Source organism: Streptomyces sp. NPDC093544, from assembly GCF_040683495.1.
Taxonomy (GTDB): domain Bacteria; phylum Actinomycetota; class Actinomycetes; order Streptomycetales; family Streptomycetaceae; genus Streptomyces.
Window position 1 is genome coordinate 30,990 of sequence record NZ_JBFBEA010000044.1, and the last position, 15,536, is coordinate 46,525.

Annotated in this window: 16 protein-coding genes; 7 read left to right on the forward strand and 9 right to left on the reverse strand. The window is 70.4% G+C overall.

Going from position 1 to position 15,536, the window contains the following annotated elements; genetic code table 11:
• The first annotated feature begins 47 nt into the window (after positions 1–47).
• Positions 48–590, forward strand: coding sequence for a peptide deformylase (gene def, locus AB0N66_RS39660; RefSeq protein ID WP_365444860.1), 543 nt, complete (start codon positions 48–50; stop codon positions 588–590).
• 80 nt (positions 591–670) lie between these two features.
• On the opposite strand, the gene AB0N66_RS39665 is transcribed toward def, so the two are convergent.
• Entirely contained in the window at positions 671–1,315 is a 645-nt protein-coding gene (locus AB0N66_RS39665) for a TetR family transcriptional regulator (protein WP_365444863.1), read from the reverse strand.
• 169 nt (positions 1,316–1,484) lie between these two features.
• Here AB0N66_RS39665 and AB0N66_RS39670 point away from each other — a divergent pair, with 169 nt between their 5' ends.
• A complete protein-coding gene (locus AB0N66_RS39670) occupies positions 1,485–2,711 on the forward strand; it encodes an acyl-CoA dehydrogenase family protein (protein WP_365444866.1) in 1,227 nt (408 codons plus the stop codon).
• Between the two features lie 57 nt (positions 2,712–2,768).
• On the opposite strand, the gene AB0N66_RS39675 is transcribed toward AB0N66_RS39670, so the two are convergent.
• The 3 genes from AB0N66_RS39675 to AB0N66_RS39685 are packed head-to-tail and all read right to left on the reverse strand — an operon-like array spanning position 2,769 to position 5,582.
• Positions 2,769–3,290, reverse strand: a complete 522-nt coding sequence (locus tag AB0N66_RS39675) for a cupin domain-containing protein (RefSeq protein ID WP_365444869.1) — start codon at positions 3,288–3,290, stop codon at positions 2,769–2,771.
• 7 nt (positions 3,291–3,297) lie between these two features.
• The gene (locus AB0N66_RS39680) at positions 3,298–4,512 is read right to left on the reverse strand and encodes a cytochrome P450 (RefSeq protein WP_365444872.1); all 1,215 of its coding nucleotides are present in this window, start codon (positions 4,510–4,512) and stop codon (positions 3,298–3,300) included.
• A 5-nt stretch (positions 4,513–4,517) separates the two neighbouring features.
• Positions 4,518–5,582: a type III polyketide synthase gene (locus tag AB0N66_RS39685; RefSeq protein WP_365444875.1), complete on the reverse strand. Its 1,065-nt coding sequence runs from the start codon at positions 5,580–5,582 to the stop codon at positions 4,518–4,520.
• 181 nt (positions 5,583–5,763) lie between these two features.
• On the opposite strand from AB0N66_RS39685, the gene AB0N66_RS39690 reads away from it, so the two are divergent.
• Positions 5,764–6,453, forward strand: coding sequence for a transcriptional regulator (locus tag AB0N66_RS39690; RefSeq protein ID WP_365444900.1), 690 nt, complete (start codon positions 5,764–5,766; stop codon positions 6,451–6,453).
• Positions 6,454–6,492: 39 nt separating this feature from the next.
• Here AB0N66_RS39690 and AB0N66_RS39695 read toward each other — a convergent pair whose 3' ends face one another.
• The 5 genes from AB0N66_RS39695 to AB0N66_RS39715 all read right to left on the reverse strand — a co-directional run bounded on the left by AB0N66_RS39695 (position 6,493) and on the right by AB0N66_RS39715 (position 11,324).
• A complete protein-coding gene (locus AB0N66_RS39695) occupies positions 6,493–6,732 on the reverse strand; it encodes a DUF6213 family protein (protein WP_266468554.1) in 240 nt (79 codons plus the stop codon).
• A gap of 25 nt (positions 6,733–6,757) precedes the next feature.
• A complete protein-coding gene (locus AB0N66_RS39700; protein ID WP_365444878.1) occupies positions 6,758–8,143 on the reverse strand; it encodes an NADP-dependent succinic semialdehyde dehydrogenase in 1,386 nt (461 codons plus the stop codon).
• A 98-nt stretch (positions 8,144–8,241) separates the two neighbouring features.
• Positions 8,242–8,709: an NUDIX domain-containing protein gene (locus AB0N66_RS39705; RefSeq protein ID WP_365444881.1), complete on the reverse strand. Its 468-nt coding sequence runs from the start codon at positions 8,707–8,709 to the stop codon at positions 8,242–8,244.
• Complete coding sequence (locus AB0N66_RS39710; protein ID WP_365444884.1) at positions 8,706–10,244, reverse strand: ATP-dependent DNA ligase; 1,539 nt, start codon at positions 10,242–10,244, stop codon at positions 8,706–8,708. Before AB0N66_RS39710 ends, AB0N66_RS39705 begins: the two co-directional genes overlap by 4 nt.
• A gap of 144 nt (positions 10,245–10,388) precedes the next feature.
• Entirely contained in the window at positions 10,389–11,324 is a 936-nt protein-coding gene (locus AB0N66_RS39715) for an NAD(P)/FAD-dependent oxidoreductase (RefSeq protein ID WP_365444887.1), read from the reverse strand.
• Positions 11,325–11,431: 107 nt separating this feature from the next.
• Here AB0N66_RS39715 and AB0N66_RS39720 point away from each other — a divergent pair, with 107 nt between their 5' ends.
• From AB0N66_RS39720 to AB0N66_RS39735, 4 genes are all read left to right on the forward strand, one after another.
• The gene (locus tag AB0N66_RS39720; protein WP_365444903.1) at positions 11,432–12,046 is read left to right on the forward strand and encodes an XRE family transcriptional regulator; all 615 of its coding nucleotides are present in this window, start codon (positions 11,432–11,434) and stop codon (positions 12,044–12,046) included.
• A gap of 86 nt (positions 12,047–12,132) precedes the next feature.
• Positions 12,133–13,110 carry an NADPH:quinone oxidoreductase family protein gene (locus AB0N66_RS39725; protein WP_365444890.1) on the forward strand — a complete coding sequence of 326 codons (978 nt, stop codon included), beginning with the start codon at positions 12,133–12,135 and terminating at the stop codon, positions 13,108–13,110.
• Positions 13,107–14,324 (forward strand): acyl-CoA dehydrogenase family protein, encoded by a 1,218-nt coding sequence (locus tag AB0N66_RS39730; RefSeq protein WP_365444893.1) that lies wholly within the window; start codon positions 13,107–13,109, stop codon positions 14,322–14,324. The genes AB0N66_RS39725 and AB0N66_RS39730 overlap by 4 nt, the downstream gene beginning before the upstream one ends.
• Complete coding sequence (locus AB0N66_RS39735; protein ID WP_365444896.1) at positions 14,321–15,406, forward strand: acyl-CoA dehydrogenase family protein; 1,086 nt, start codon at positions 14,321–14,323, stop codon at positions 15,404–15,406. The genes AB0N66_RS39730 and AB0N66_RS39735 overlap by 4 nt, the downstream gene beginning before the upstream one ends.
• The last annotated feature ends 130 nt before the right edge of the window (positions 15,407–15,536 follow it).

Here is a 15,536-nt window from a genome sequence, read left to right on the forward strand (position 1 = left end):
TGCCCGCGCGACATTCGCGCGCCACCAAGGACCGTACCCTTGCGGCCATGCGACACGGCTCCATCCCGGGCTCCCGAGGGCGCGTCCTGCCCATCGCCCTGCTCGGCGACCCCGTCCTGCACACACCGTGCGCGGAGGTCACCGACTTCGGCCCCCAACTCGCCCGACTCGTCGAGGACATGTTCGCGACGATGTACGCCGCCCCGGGCGTCGGCCTCGCCGCGAACCAGGTCGGCGAGTCGTTGCGGGTGTTCGTATACGACTGTCCCGACGACGAGGACGTCCGCCATGTCGGCCATGTGGTGAACCCACGTCTCGTCGAAGCGGACGGTGTGGTCCTGCGTGGCCCGGAAGGCTGTCTGTCCCTGCCGGGCCTTGAGGCGGGGACCGAGCGGTACGACCACGCCGTCGTCGAGGGCTTCACGGTGGACGGCGACCGGGTGCGGGTGCACGGCACCGGCTGGTTCGCACGGTGCCTGCAGCACGAGTGCGACCACGTGGAGGGAGGCCTGTATGTGGACCGGCTCACCGGCTGGCGCCACCGTCGGGTCATGAGGCAGGCGGCGCGGGCGCCCTGGAGCGCCCCGTAGGAGCGCGGGGCTGTGCCGATTTGCGGCTCCGCCGCGTGGGCGCGACCAGCCACATACGGTCCGCAGTCGAAAGACGGCCGTCAGAACCCCGGGCCGCCGACACGGTCCCCGGCGGCGGCCAACCGCCCCCACAGCAGGTCGGCGAGACTCCGTACCAACTCGGCCCGAGAGCAAGGCCGTTCGCCCATCCACCAGTCCCCGGCCGCATGCATCATGCCGACGATCCCGTGTCCCCACACCCGAGCGAGCTGCTGACTGTCGGGCCCGAGATCCACCCGTTCCTCGATGACCTCGGCGAGCTCCTCGCCCATGCGGCGCAGCAGCGGCAGGGAGTGCTTGCTCACGTCGAACCCCGGGTCGCCGGGCTGGCCGCCCTCGGTGGGGTGCATCAGGAAGCGGTAGACCTGAGGGTGCGCCTCGATGGCCGCCAAGTACGTGTCGAGCGTGGCCTCGACGCGCTCGCGGCGCTCGGCCGGCGCGTCCAGCGCGGCGCGAAGTGATCCGAGGAGGGCGTCGGTGTGCCGCTTGGCGAGCGCGGCGTAGAGTCCGCCCTTGTCGCCGAAGTGGCGGTAGAGGATCGGCTTGGTGATGCCCGCCTCGGCGGCGATGGCGTTCATCGAGGCTCCGGGGCCGTCACGCAGAACCACTCTGTCCGCGGCCTCCAGCAGCTCGCGCCGACGGCGGTCGGCGGACCTCTGCTGATCGGTCCGCTGTGTGGTGTCCATGGTGTCTCCCCACCCGTGCTGATTCGGTGACGCCTGCGCAAACTAACACTCAATGGCGCATGTGTATCGAACGGGCTGCCGAGCGGGGCCCGGGAGTTGACTTTTCCTACTGGTCAGTAACAGACTCCAGTTACCGCAAGTAACACTTTAGTGCATTGTTGGAGGGGTCATGGCCGAGTTCACGATGGAGCTCAACGACGACCAGAAGGAGGTGCGGGACTGGATCCACGGCTTCGCCGCCGATGTGATCCGCCCCGCCGCCGCCGAATGGGACGAGCGTGAAGAGACGCCGTGGCCGGTCATCCAGGAGGCCGCGAAGGTCGGCATCTACTCCCTGGACTTCTATGCGCAGCAGTACTTCGACCCCACCGGGCTCGGCATACCCATGGCCATGGAGGAACTGTTCTGGGGCGACGCGGGCATAGCCCTGTCGATCGTCGGCACCGGCCTCGCCGCCGTGGGCGTCCTCGCCAACGGCACCGAGGAGCAGATCGGCACCTGGATCCCCCAGATGTACGGCGACGCAGGCGATGTCAAAGTCGCGGCCTTCTGCTCCTCCGAGCCTGACGCCGGCTCCGACGTGGCCTCCATGCGCACCCGTGCCGTCTACGACGAGGCCAAGGACGAGTGGGTCCTCAACGGAACCAAGACCTGGGCGACCAACGGCGGCATAGCCAACGTCCACGTCGTGGTCGCGGTCGTCGACTCGGAGCTCGGCTCCAAGGGCCATGCCTCCTTCATCGTCCCGCCGGGCACGCCGGGCCTGTCTCAGGGCCAGAAGTTCAAGAAGCACGGCATCCGCGCCTCGCACACCGCCGAGGTCGTCCTGGAGAACGCCCGCGTCCCCGGCTCCTGCCTCCTCGGCGGCAAGGAGAAGCTGGACGAGCGCCTCGCCCGGGCCCGTGAGCGTGCCAAGTCCGGCGGTGAGCGAGTGAAGAACGCGGCGATGGCCACGTTCGAGGCGTCCCGTCCGGCGGTCGCCGCCATGGCGGTGGGCACCGCGCGGGCCGCGTACGAGGTCGCCCTCGAATACGCGATGACGCGCGAGCAATTCGGGCGCCCGATCATCGACAACCAGGGCGTCGCCTTCCAACTTGCCGACATGCGGACGTCGATCGACGCGGCGCGACTGCTGACCTGGCGCGCCTCCTGGATGGCGGTCAACGGCAAGCCGTTCACCGCCGCCGAGGGCTCGATGTCGAAGCTGTTCGCCAGCGAGACCGCGAAGAAGGTCACCGGGCAGGCGATCCAGATCCTCGGCGGCAACGGCTACACCCGCGAGTACCCGGTGGAGCGCATGCACCGCGACGCCGCGATCTACACGATCTTCGAGGGCACGAGCGAGATCCAGCGGCTCGTGATCGCGCGCACCCTGTCGGGGATGCCGATCCGCTGACGCGGCAGGTCCGCTGAAGGGGCCGGCTCGTCGAGTGGAAGGGCCCGGAAGCCGCCCTCAGCGGTGTTTCAGAGGTGTGAGCTGCTCGATGTCGTACCTCGCCCGGAGTTCCTCGATCGCCGCGCAGTCCGGTGGACCGCCCGGGCTCAGGATCTCCAGCAGTTCCTCGAAGTACCGCTCGTGGTCCGGCGGCGGTGACGCCTGGAAGAACATCTTCGCGGGCGTCTCGGTCGGGTTGGAGAACGCGTGCGGACATCCCGGGGGTACGACGATGACCGTGCCCGGGGTCGCCCGCACCACGCGGGTGCCCGAACTCGACTCCCACCGCTGCCACTTGTCGGGTGTCCGCACCCGCGGCTCGAAGGCGAGAACGTCCAGCTCGCCTTCGAGGACGTAGAACAACTCCTCGCTGCGCGTGTGCACATGGGCTCCCACGTCGAAGCCGGGGGGCACCACGACCTCGAAGGTGGACGCCATGCGCGAGTGCGAGCCGGTGACCTTGAACGTCACGTGCTGGGCGGGCGTCTGCACGACCCGCCCGTGACCGGGCGGTACGAGCAGCCCCTCGGACGCTGTCATCCGCCGCTCACCACGTCACGGGCAGTGCCTCGGGCCCGCGGATCAACGCGCCCTTTCTGAAGGGGACCTGATCCGGCGGTACGGCGAGCCGCAGCCCCGGCACCCGGTCCAGGAGCGCGTCGACCATCAGCTCGGACTCCAGCCTGGCGAGCATGCCGCCCGGGCAGTAGTGCGGGCCGAAGCCGAACGACACATGTGGGTTCGGGTTGCGTGAGAAGTCGATCATCTCGGGGTCCGCAAAGACCTTCGGGTCGCGGTTGGCGGCCAGGTACGACACGTACACCGCGTCGCCCTCCCGGATCCGTACGCCGCTGATCTCGACGTCCTCCATGGCGATCCGGGAGAGGCCGACGGCGCTGCGGTGCGGGATGTAGCGCAGCAGTTCGTCGATGGCCTGGGGCCGGATCGCCGGATCGGCACGGAGCTGGTCGGCCAGCTTGGGGCGGGTCATCAGGATGTAGAACATCTGCCCGCTGTTGTTGGTGACCGCCTCGCCGCCGATCTGCAGGAGCACCGCGAGACCGACGGCCTCGTCCATGGTGATCTCGCCCTTGCCCACGGCCGCGCCGAGCAGCGAACCGACGTCCTCGCCCGTGCTTTCGGCGCGCTCGCCGATGAGCTTCGTGAAGTACGCGCCCATCTCGTTCTTGGCCTTCTCGCTGACCTCGGCGCCGTGCGAGGAGGACAGGATCAGCCCGGTCCAGGTGTGCATCAGGTGCCGGTCGGTGGCCGGGACGCCCATCAGCTCGCAGATGACGGCGATGGGGAAGGGGCTCAGGATCGCCGCGGTGAGATCGGCGGTCGGACCGGCGTCGAGCATCTCGTCGACGAGTTCGTCGAGCATTCGCCGGGCACTGTCGCGCAGCCGCTCGACTCCCCGCGCCGTGAAGGCCGCGGCCACCGAGCGGCGCAGCCGCGTGTGATCGGGCGGGTCGAGGAAGCCCACCGCGCCCGCCGAGGGGATGAAGTGCGGGGCGAGCCGGGTGACCTGCCGCCCCATGACGGCCTCACGGCTGAAGCGGGAGTCGTTGGTCACCATGCGGACGTCGTCGTACCGCGTCACCAGCCAGGCCCAGCCGTCGCCATTGGGCAGCTGGATCCGGGTGATGGGGCCCTCGCGCATCAGCTCGGTCAGGACCGGGTCGAAGTCCACGCCGGTCAGGTTGAGCGCCGGCCAGTGGCGTACGGGAGGCAAGGGCTCGGTGATCGTCTTCTCGGTCATCCAGGTCACGTCGTTTCGTCGGTTCCATTGTTCCAGCGGCCAAGTGACATCTCCGCGGTGATACCGGGGCCGAAGCCGGCCAGCATTCCGCGTGCGGCGTGCTCCGCGCCGCCCTCGTCGAACAGCCGGCGCAGCGCGTCCAGGACGACGGCGCTGGCGATGTTCCCGTACTCGGTGAGGGTGGCCCGGCTGAACCGGAAGGCGTCCGGCGGGACCTCGAGGAACTTGCTGAGGTCGTCCAGGATCCTCGGGCCGCCCGCGTGGATGATGTAGAAGTCCAGGTCGGAGGCGTTCCAGCCGTGCTGACGCGCGAGGTTGTGGAGCGCCGGGGCGAGCGGCTCCATCGTGCCCGGAACCCGCTTGTCCAGCAGGAAGTGGAAGCCGGTGGCGCGGACGTCGTACATGATCCAGTCCTCGGTCTTGGGGACCAGGTACGAGGCGTTGCGCTCCAGCGAGATGCCGGTGCCGCCCTTGCCGCGGACGACCGCGGCGGCGATGCCGTCGCCGAACAGACCGTTGCAGAGCAGTGAGCCGACGCCCAGGTCGGTGGGCTGGTAGCAGAGCGAGCAGAACTCGCAGGCGACGATCAGCGCGTTGGCCTCGGGGTAGGCCGAGCAGAAGTCGTGCGCCCGGTTGACCGCGGCGCCGCCTGCCGCGCAGCCCAGCTGGGCTATGGGTATCTGCCGGGTGTCGCTGCTGAAGTCCATCGCGTTGATCAGCCAGGCCGTGAGCGAGGGCATCATGAACCCGGTGCACGACACGTAGATGATCACGTCGATGTCGGTGGTGAGGAGCTCGGCGTCGTCCAGCGCGCGCTGTACGACGGCGGGGACGCGGGCCTTCGCCTCGTTGGCGTAGACCCTGTTGCGGTCCTCGAAGCCCGGGTGCTTGAGGGTCTCCTCGATGGGCTGCACGATGTGCCGGGTACGTACGCCGGTGTTCTCGATCAGCCGTAGGGCCAGGGGGAGTTGGGGGTGGTCGGCGTGACGGGAGCGTGCCAGCTCCAGCGTCTCCTCCATTGTGATCACGTACTCGGGGACTGAGACCGCGGGTCTGCACAAAGTCGCCATGAGGAAGCGCCTACTTTCGCCTTCCGGGGAACCGTTCGTCCCCCGGCGGAAGGGTGGTTCACCCACGATCACCCGAGAGGGCGTGGATATCGCGTCGGATTACTCCAGATCGGGGACATGCCCCAAGGAGTGGGACCCTGGTCGAAGGAGCTCGGAGACCGCCGAACCGAAGGGGCGCATGATGACAAGGACGGCCACTGACCTGCGGGAGAGTGCCACCGGGAAGCTTGCCCCGGACCCCCACGCCAACCGCCTTCTGCCCTTGATCGCCCGAGGCGCGGCGCAGCGCTCCACGCTCGCCGTCCTCGCCCTCGAACAGCGCCATGTGATCGCCGCGGACCGCCGTGCGTTCCTGCATCTGGCGGTACGGCCGGACGCCGGGCCCCAGAGCGCCGCCTTCTTCGCCACGCTCGCGGAGGGCGAGGCGCTGGCTCAGGACAGGCTGGGCGCGTACGCCGCCGCGTGCGGGGTCGATGAGGCGCGGGCCGCCGCGTACGAGCCGCTCGCGGACTGCCAGGCCTATCCCGCCTACGTCGCCTGGCTGGCACTCAACGGCTCACCGGCCGACGTGGTCCTCGCGCTGAGCGCCAACTTCGCGGCGTGGGGCGGCTATTGCGGGACGATCGCGGAGGCCCTGCGCAGCCGGTACGGCTTCGACGACGAGGCCTGTGGCTTCTTCGACTTCTTCGCCGAGCCCGCGCCGGAGCTGGAGCGCCTGGCGCTGTCCGCCGTGCAGGCCGGGCTGGACGCGGGACGGGTCGACGAGGACGAGGTGCTCCGGTACGGCCGCCTGCTGCAGGGCTGCGAGGCGAGGTTCTGGCACGCCCTGTGGGAGCTCGACGGGCGACCGAATCGACACGGCGTCGACTGACGCCGTGTCGATTCGGGCTGATCAGTCGGACACGGGTGATCAGTCGGACGTCGTCCCACTGCTGTGCGCGATGCAGGCCACGTCGATGCGGTCGGCGAGCTTGGCGAGTTCGATCGTGAGCGCCGCCACCGTGTCCTCGTCGAGTCCGTCCTGGCCGGCCTCCACCAGATGCAGCCACCGGCCGCCCACCGTGCGCAGCAGTTTGCTGACGTCGGCGGCCGCCACCTGCAACGTGCCGCGGTCGTCGACGATCAGAGGCAGGGTCACTTCGCGGTTCACAGAGGGGATCGTAACCGCGGAACGCTCACGCTCCGTGCCATACGGTGGTGATGTTGCAGAACTCGCGGATTCCGTGCCCCGACAGTTCACGCCCGTAGCCGGACCGCTTCACCCCGCCGAACGGGAACGCGGGGTGGGACGCCGTCATCCCGTTGAAGAACACGCCACCCGCCTCCAGATCACGGACGAACCGGTCCACCTCGGTCGCGTCGCGCGTCCACACGTTCGAACTCAGCCCGAACGGTGTGTCGTTGGCGAGGGCCACCGCCTCGTCCAGGTCGGCCACGCGGTAGAGGGTCGCCACGGGCCCGAAGGTCTCCTCCTGGTGGATGCGCATCTCGGGTGTGATGTCGGTGAGGATCGTCGGCGCGTAGTACCAGCCGGGTCCATCGGGCCGTTCCGCACCGCACAGGACCGTCGCGCCGGCCTCGACCGCGTCGTCGACCAGTTCTTCCAGGTCGCTGCGGCCCTGCTCGGTGGAGACCGGTCCGACGTCGGTGTCCTCGTCCAGCGGGTCACCGACCTTCAGGGCCTTCATACCCGCCGTGAAGCGCTCGGCGAAGGCGTCGAACACGTCCGTGTGCACGATGAACCGCTTGGCGGCGATGCACGACTGCCCGTTGTTCTGCACCCGTGCCGTCACCGCGGTCTTCGCGGCCCGCTCGATGTCGGCCGACGGCATGACGACGTACGGATCGCTGCCGCCGAGTTCCAGCACCGTCTTCTTGACCTCGTCCCCGGCGACGGCGGCCACCGCACGCCCAGCCGGTTCACTCCCGGTGAGCGTGGCCGCCTTGACGCGCGGGTCGCGCAGGATGTCCTCGACGGCCCCTGACCCGATGAGCAGCGTCTGGAAACAGCCCTCGGGGAAGCCCGCGCGCAGGAAGAGGTCCTCCAGGTAGAGGGCGGTCTGCGGCACGTTCGAGGCGTGCTTGAGCAGGCCCACATTGCCCGCCATCAGGGCGGGCGCGGCGAACCGGATGACCTGCCAGAGCGGGAAGTTCCACGGCATGACGGCAAGCACCGGGCCCAGCGGGCGGTAGCGCACGAGTACCCGGGAGGCGCCGGAGTCCTTGGCGTCGGACTCGGCCGGCTCCTCGTCGGCGAGGAGTTCCTCGGCGTGGTCGGCATACCAGTGCATCGACTTGGCGCATTTCGCGGCCTCCGCGCGCGCCTGCTTGACTGGCTTGCCCATCTCGATGGTCATCACCCGGCCGATGTCCTGCTGGTCCTCGTCGAGGAGGTCGGCGGCCTTGTGGAGCAGGCGCGCCCGCTCGGCGAAGGACGTGGTGCGATGTGCGTGGAACGCGGCCTCGGCGGTCGCGAGCCTGCGCTCGATCTCCTCGGCGCCGAGGGCGTCGTACGTCTTGAGCGTCTCGCCGTTCGCCGGGTTCACCGTCGCGATGGGCATGGCCGACCTCCTGAAGCTGGCTGTTCTTCGACCCTCCCGCGCGGCGGGGTGCGGCGCAACGTGGAGGGTTCACTGGCGGGCCGGTGCGGACACCGCCCTCACCCCGTGTGCTCCGCCAGCCGGTCCAGAAACTCCGCCTGCGCCCTCACGATCAGTGCCCGGGCCCGGTCAAGGCCCAGCCACTCCACCCGGTCCAGCTCGGGGAACTCCTGCCGGCGGCCCGACTTCGGCGGCCACTCCATCTCGAAGGTGCCGGGTACCACCGTCGCCGGGTCGAGATCGGCCTCGATCGCCCAGGCGGTGACGACCTTGCCCCCGGTCTGCCGGACCTCGCCGAGCGGCACGGCCTCGCCGTCGGGCGGCGGCAGCCCCAGCTCCTCCTGGAACTCGCGGCGCGCGGCGTCCCAGGCGGTCTCGTCGGGCTCGTACTCGCCCTTGGGCACGGTCCAGGCGCCCGCGTCCCGCCGCGCGAAGAAGGGGCCGCCCATATGGCCGAGCAACACCTCAAGGCCGTGGTCCGTGTGCCGGAACAACAGTAGTCCGGCGCTGCGCCTGCCTGTACTCACCGGGTCACCTCGGGATGCGCGGCGAGCAGCGTCTCGACCGTGTCGGCCTCGGCCGGGGTCTTGTCCTCGCGGTAACGCACCACGCGGGCGAAGCGGAGGGTCACGCCGGCCGGGTAACGCGTGGACTTCTGCAGACCGTCGTACGCGATCTCCACGACGAGTTCCGGTCGTACGGTCACGACGTGGCCGTTGTCCTCGACGGCCAGCTCCCTCAGGCGCTCGGTCTGCCAGGTCAGCATCGCGTCGGTCATGCCCTTGAACGTCTTGCCCAGCATGGCGAAGGAGCCGTCCTCGTTCCGCGCGCCCAGATGCAGGTTGGACAGCTTCCCCGTGCGCCGCCCGTGACCCCACTCGGCCGCGAGAACCACCAGGTCAAGGGTGTGTACGGGTTTGACCTTGAGCCAGGAGGCGCCGCGTCGGCCCGCGCTGTAGGGGGCGTCCAGGGCCTTGCAGACGACGCCCTCGTGGCCACGGGCGAGGGTGTCCGCGAGGAACTTCTCCGCCGCGGCGAGGTCTTCGGGACCTGCCACGATCGTGCGCCGCACGCGCATCGGCTCGGGCACCAGCCGCGCCAGCTCCGCGTGCCGCTCGGTGAACGGCAGGTCCAGCAGATCGTGCCCGTCGACGGACAGCGCGTCGAAGAAGACGGGGGAGACGGGCACCGCGGCGGCGGCCGTGGCCACGTCCACGCGCGAGCCCACCCGCCCGGCGATCTCCTGGAAGGAACGCGGCACCCCGTTCTCGTCCAGGGCGATCACCTCGCCGTCCAGGATGAACCTCGTCTGCTTCAACTCCAGCGCAGCGGTGGTGAGTTCCGGCAGCCGGTCGGTGATGTCGTCGAGAGTGCGGGTGTAGATCCGTACGTCGTCGCCGTCGCGGTGGACCTGAACGCGGATGCCGTCGAGCTTCTCCTCGACCGCGCAGGCGCCGAGCTTGCCGACCGCCTCGGACACCGAAGCGGCGGTGTGCGCCAGCATCGGCAGCACCGGGCGGCCGACGGTGAGCCGGAAGCCGTCAAGGGCCGCCGGTCCGTCGGAGAGCAGCGCCTGCGCCACCGTCTGCAAGGATCCGGCGAGCATCACCGCCCGTCGTACGTCCGCAGCGGGCGCGCCGGTCGCCTGGGCGAGCCCCTCGACCGCCACCGCGTCCAGCGCGCCCTGCCGCACCTCACCGGTGAGCAGCCCATACAGGAAGCGCTGCTCGTCCTCGGTGGCCGCCGCCATCAACTCGCCCACCAGACGCGTGCGTTCGGCCTGCGATCCGCTACCGGAGACCCCGCCGAGTTCGGTGAGTCGGGCGTCCACCTCGCGGACGGTCAGCGTTGGTTCCGGCGCGGGGGAGACGGGCGTACTGAGGATCTTCCAGCCGATGCCGAGGCGCCCCTGTGGCAGGCGGCCCGCGAGGTACGGGATCACGATCGGCACGTCGTCCGCCTCGGCGTCCCGGAAGAGCTCGGCGAGCAGAGCGGTCTTCCGGGACCGCGCCGAGGTGGCGGCGACCTCCTGGGACACATGGGCGAGCCGGCTCAGCAGCATGCAGCCATGGTGCTACGGAGCCGGCCGATACACACCCGCACGGCAGCTCTGCGCCCGTGGGGCCTGCTTTACACGCGCACGGCTGCCCTGCGCCTGGAGGGCGACCTCGCAGGCACACGGCTGCTCTACGCCCGCAGCCCCGCTTTACACGCGCACGGCCGCGTCGAGGTCCGCGAAGAGCAGGTCGCCGTTGATCGTGGCGCCCGCCCGGTAGCCGCCGCTCGCCGCGTTGACGACCTGCTCCGCGAACCCCATCGCGTTGCCCGCCGCCCATACGCCGGGAACCGTCGTCCGGCCGGTTTCGTCGACCACCGGATACGTGCCGAAGGGGGTCTCCCGCAGCTCGGCGCCCAGTCGTTCCAGCAGACCGGTGCGCGGGACCGCGCGGGGCGCGACGAACACCACCTCGCGGGCGTGGACCGTGCCGTCCGCGAGCCTCACCCCCGTGAGCCGGTCGTCGTCGATGACGAGCCCCGCGACCTCGCCGGGCACCACGGAGACCCCGGCCGCGGCGAGCCTGCGCAGGTCGTCGTCCGTCAGGCCGTCCTCGGCGACCGTGTGCAGGAACAGGGTCACGTCCTTCGACCACTGGCTGACGATCAGCGCCTGGTGCACGCTCATCGGGGTGGTGGCCAGTACCCCGAAGGCCTGGTCGCGGACCTCCCAGCCGTGGCAGTACGGGCAGTGCACGACGTCCCGCCCGAACCGCTCGGCGACACCCGGCACCGACGGCAGCTCGTCGGCGAGGCCGGTGGCGACGACCAGTCGTCGCGCATGCACGGTCCGCCCTTCCTCCAGGGTCACGTCGAACTCCCCGGCAGCGTCCCGGACCACGTCCACCGCACGGCCTGGGACCAGCTCCACGCCGTACCGCTCGATCTCCCGCCGCCCCTCGGCGAGGAACTCCGCGGGCGGCATGCCGTCTCGCGTCAGATAGCCCTGCATGTGCGCGGCGGGCGCGTTGCGCGGCTCGCCCGCGTCGACGACCAGGGTGGAGCGCCGGGCGCGCCCCAGGACGAGCGCGGCCGACAGTCCTGCCGCGCCGCCGCCGATGACGATCGCTTCGTACCTCTCGGTCATGGTGACCACCTCCATGGAGAAGGTCCCTCGGAGGTGGCAGAATTGACAAATGGCTTTGCCGATTCTGCAATATGGGGATGAGGGACGCAGGCATGAGTGACGCGGCGATGAGCGACACGGGCACGGGTGACACGGGCGTGAACGAGGACTCCCAGACGGATGAGGTGCTGGCCGAGGTCGGGCCGCGGCTGCGGCGGATCCGGAAGGAGCGGGGGGCGACGCTCGCGGGCCTGTCCGAGGCGACCGGCATCTCGGTGAGCACGTTGTCGCGGTTGGAGTCCGGGCTGCGCAAGCCCAGCCTGGAGCTGTTGCTGCCCATCGCCCGCGCCCACCAGGTGGCACTGGACGAGCTGGTCGGGGCGCCGCCGGTCGACGACCCCCGGGTGCGGTCGAAGCCGATCCTGCGGCACGGTCGTACGTACTGGCCGCTCACCCGGCAGCCCGGCGGACTCCAGGCGTTCAAGGTGCTCGAACCCGTTCGCAGGATGGAGCCCGAACCGCGGACCCATGAGGGCTACGAGTGGCTGTACGTGCTCGCCGGGCGCCTGCGGCTCGTGCTCGGCGATCACGACGTCGTCCTGGAGCCGGGGGAGGCCGCGGAATTCGACACCCGGGTACCGCACTGGTTCGGTTCGACGGGTGAGGGGCCCGCGGAGTTCCTGAGTCTGTTCGGGCCACAGGGCGAGCGGATGCACGTCAGGGCGCGACCCAGCCGGTCGTGACGCACGCGACTGTTCCCTGATCGGCAAGCGACCGCTTAGTATGCAATGGACCCCGGTCAGACGAAGAAGTCGCGTGGAGGCCCCGCATGCAGGCATGGCAAGTGCACCAGAACGGCGAGCCGGGTGAGGTGATGCGCCTCGACGACGTGGAGCGGCCGGTGCCCGCCGAGGGCCAGGTCCTGCTCAAGGTGCGCGCGGCGAACATCAACTTCCCGGACGCGCTGATGTGCCGTGGGCAGTACCAGGTCAGGCCGCCGCTGCCGTTCACACCCGGTGTGGAGATCTGCGGCGAGACGGAGGACGGCCGCCGCGTACTCGCCAACCCCGCACTGCCGTACGGCGGTTTCGCCGAGTACACCGTCGCGGATGCCGCAGCTCTGCTGCCCGCGCCGGACGCCCTCGACGACGCCGAGGCGGCAGCCCTGCACATCGGTTACCAGACGGGCTGGTTCGGTCTGCACCGGCGCGCCGGCCTGGAAGCGGGCGAGACCCTCCTCGTGCACGCGGCTGCCGGAGGCGTCGGCAGCGCCGCCGTGCAGCTCGGCAAGGCCGCCGGCGCCACGGTCATCGGCGTCGTGGGCGGGGCCGACAAGGCCGCCGTCGCCCGCGAGCTGGGGTGCGACGTCGTCATCGACCGGCGCACGCAGGATGTCATCGGCGCCGTGAAGGAAGCCACCGGAGGGCGGGGCGCCGACGTGATCTACGACCCCGTCGGTGGTGAGGCGTACACCCAGTCCACCAAGGTCGTCGCCTTCGAGGGCCGGATCGTCGTCGTGGGCTTCGCGAGCGGGTCCATTCCGAGTGCGGCGCTGAACCACGCCCTCGTGAAGAACTACTCGATCCTCGGCCTGCACTGGGGCCTCTACAACACCAAGAACCCGAAGCTGGTCCAGCACTGCCACGAGCGGCTCACCGAGCTGGCCGCGCAGGGCGCGATCAAGCCGCTGGTGAGCGAGCGCGTGCCGCTCGGCGGTGCAGCGGCGGCCGTGCAGCGCGTCGCCGACGGCGTCACGACGGGCCGCGTCGTCGTGGTCCCCACGCTCGGGAACGGAGCAACCGCATGACCGACGCCGCCGAACTGCGCCGCCGTACACAGGAGTTGCTGGCCGCACACCCGCCGCTTTCGACGGACCGACCGGACTTTCTCAAGGCCCGCTTCGATGCCGGACTCGCCTGGGTGCACTACCCCGAGGGGCTCGGCGGACTCGGTGCCCCGCGCACGCTCCAGGCCGTTGTGGACGCCGAGTTGGAGACCGCGGGCGCGCCCGACAACGACCCGCGGCGGATCGGTATCGGCCTCGGCATGGCCGCGCCGACGATCCTCGGGTACGGCACGGAGGAGCAGAAGAGGCGTTTCCTGCGACCGCTCTGGGTCGGGGAGGAGGTCTGGTGCCAGCTCTTCAGCGAGCCGGGCGCCGGTTCGGACCTCGCCGCGCTCGGTACCCGGGCAGTCCGTGACAATGGGGGCCCCTCCCGCTCGAGCGAAGCCGAGAGTGGGGGAAGCTGGGTGGTGAACGGCCAGAAGGTGTGGACGTCCAGCGCCCACCTCGCCCGCTGGGCCATCCTCATCGCCCGCACCGACCCGGACGTGCCCAAGCACCGAGGCATCACGTACTTCATCTGCGACATGACCGACCCGGGCATCGAGGTGCGGCCGCTGCGTCAGATCACCGGCGAGGCCGAGTTCAACGAGGTCTTCCTCACCGACGTGCGCATCCCGGACGCACACCGCCTCGGCGAGGTCGGCGACGGCTGGCGGGTCGCGCAGACCACGCTCATGAACGAGCGCGTCTCCATCGGCGGTATGCGCATCCCACGAGAGGGCGGCATGATCGGCCCGGTCTCCAAGACCTGGCGCGAACGCCCCGAACTGCGCACCCACGACCTCCACCAGAGGCTGCTGAAGCTGTGGGTCGAGGCCGAGGTCGCCCGCCTCACCGGCGAGCGGGTGCGCCAGCAGCTCGTCGCGGGGCAGCCCGGCCCCGAGGGTTCCGGGCTGAAGCTCGCCTTCGCCCACCTCAACCAGGAGATCAGCGGCCTGGAGGTCGAACTCCTCGGCGAAGAAGGCCTGTTGTACGAGGACTGGACCATGCGCCGACCCGAGTTGGTCGACTTCACCGGCCGCGACGCCGGCTACCGCTATCTCCGCTCCAAGGGCAACAGCATCGAGGGCGGGACCAGCGAGGTCCTGCTGAACATCGTCGCCGAACGCGTGCTGGGCCTGCCCTCCGAGCCGCGCACCGACAAGGACGTCGCATGGAAGGACCTGGCGCGATGAGCGACTTGTTGTACTCGGAGGAGGAAGAGGCGCTGCGCGCCGCTGTTCGCGACCTCCTCGCCGACCACTGCGACGCGGCGGGCGTCATCGTGCGCACGGAGTCGGACGCGCCGCACGACCGCGAACTGTGGAAGGCGCTCACCGACGGGATGGGCCTCGCCGGTCTCCTGGTGCCCGAGTCGCAGGGCGGCCAGGGCGCCACGCACCGCGAAGCCGCCGTGGTCCTGGAGGAGTTGGGCCGCGCGGTCGCGCCCGTGCCGTATCTGACGAGTGCCGTCGTCGCCACGGAGGCGCTGCTCGCCTGCGAGGGCAAGGAGGCCGCGGAGCTGCTGGGCGCGCTGGCGTCCGGACGGACTGTGGGTGCGCTCTCCGTCGCCCTGCCCGTGCCGCCCGGCGGCGCCTACAAGGTCGTACGGCATGAAAACGGCGCCCTGCACGGGGAGTTGACCGGCATCGCCGACGCGGCCATCGCCGACGTGCTGTTGGTGCCCGCGGACGACGGCGGGTTGTACGCGGTCGACGCTTCCGCCGTGACCGTCACTGCGCAGGTGTCCCTGGACCTGACCCGGCCGGTGGCGAAGTTGACCCTCGACGGGGCGTCCGGTCGTCTGCTCGGGGATGCCGAACCCGCTGTGCAACGCGCCCTGCGCGCCGGTGCCGGACTCCTCGTGTCCGAGCAACTCGGCCTGGCCGACTGGTGCTTGACGGAGACGGTCCGCTACTTGAAGGAGCGCAAGCAGTTCAACCGGCCCGTCGGCGGTTTCCAGGCGCTCAAGCACCGGCTCGCACAGGTTTGGCTGGAAGTCGTCAACACTCGCGCCGCCGCCCGGAACGCCGCCGACGCGCTCGCCACCGGCAGCGAGGACACCGATGTGGCGGTCGCCGTCGCCCAGGCGTACGCGGCGCCCGTCGCCGTCCATGCCGCCGAGGAAGCCGTCCAACTGCACGGCGGCATCGGCATGACCTGGGAGCACCCCGTCCACCTCTACCTCAAGCGTGCCAAGGCGGACTCCCTCGCGTACGGCACGGCGGGGGCGCACCGCGAGGTGCTGGCCGGGCTGGTCGACCTTCAGGCACCCTGACCCAAGCCTTCGTTGCCACCAGGCCCGCTCCCATGGGCGAATTCCAGGGGTCGTCGCAACACGTGATCACTGACGTGTGGTGGCGAGCAGTTTAGACAGACGCTCGGCTGGGGTTTCCCAGCCGAGCGTT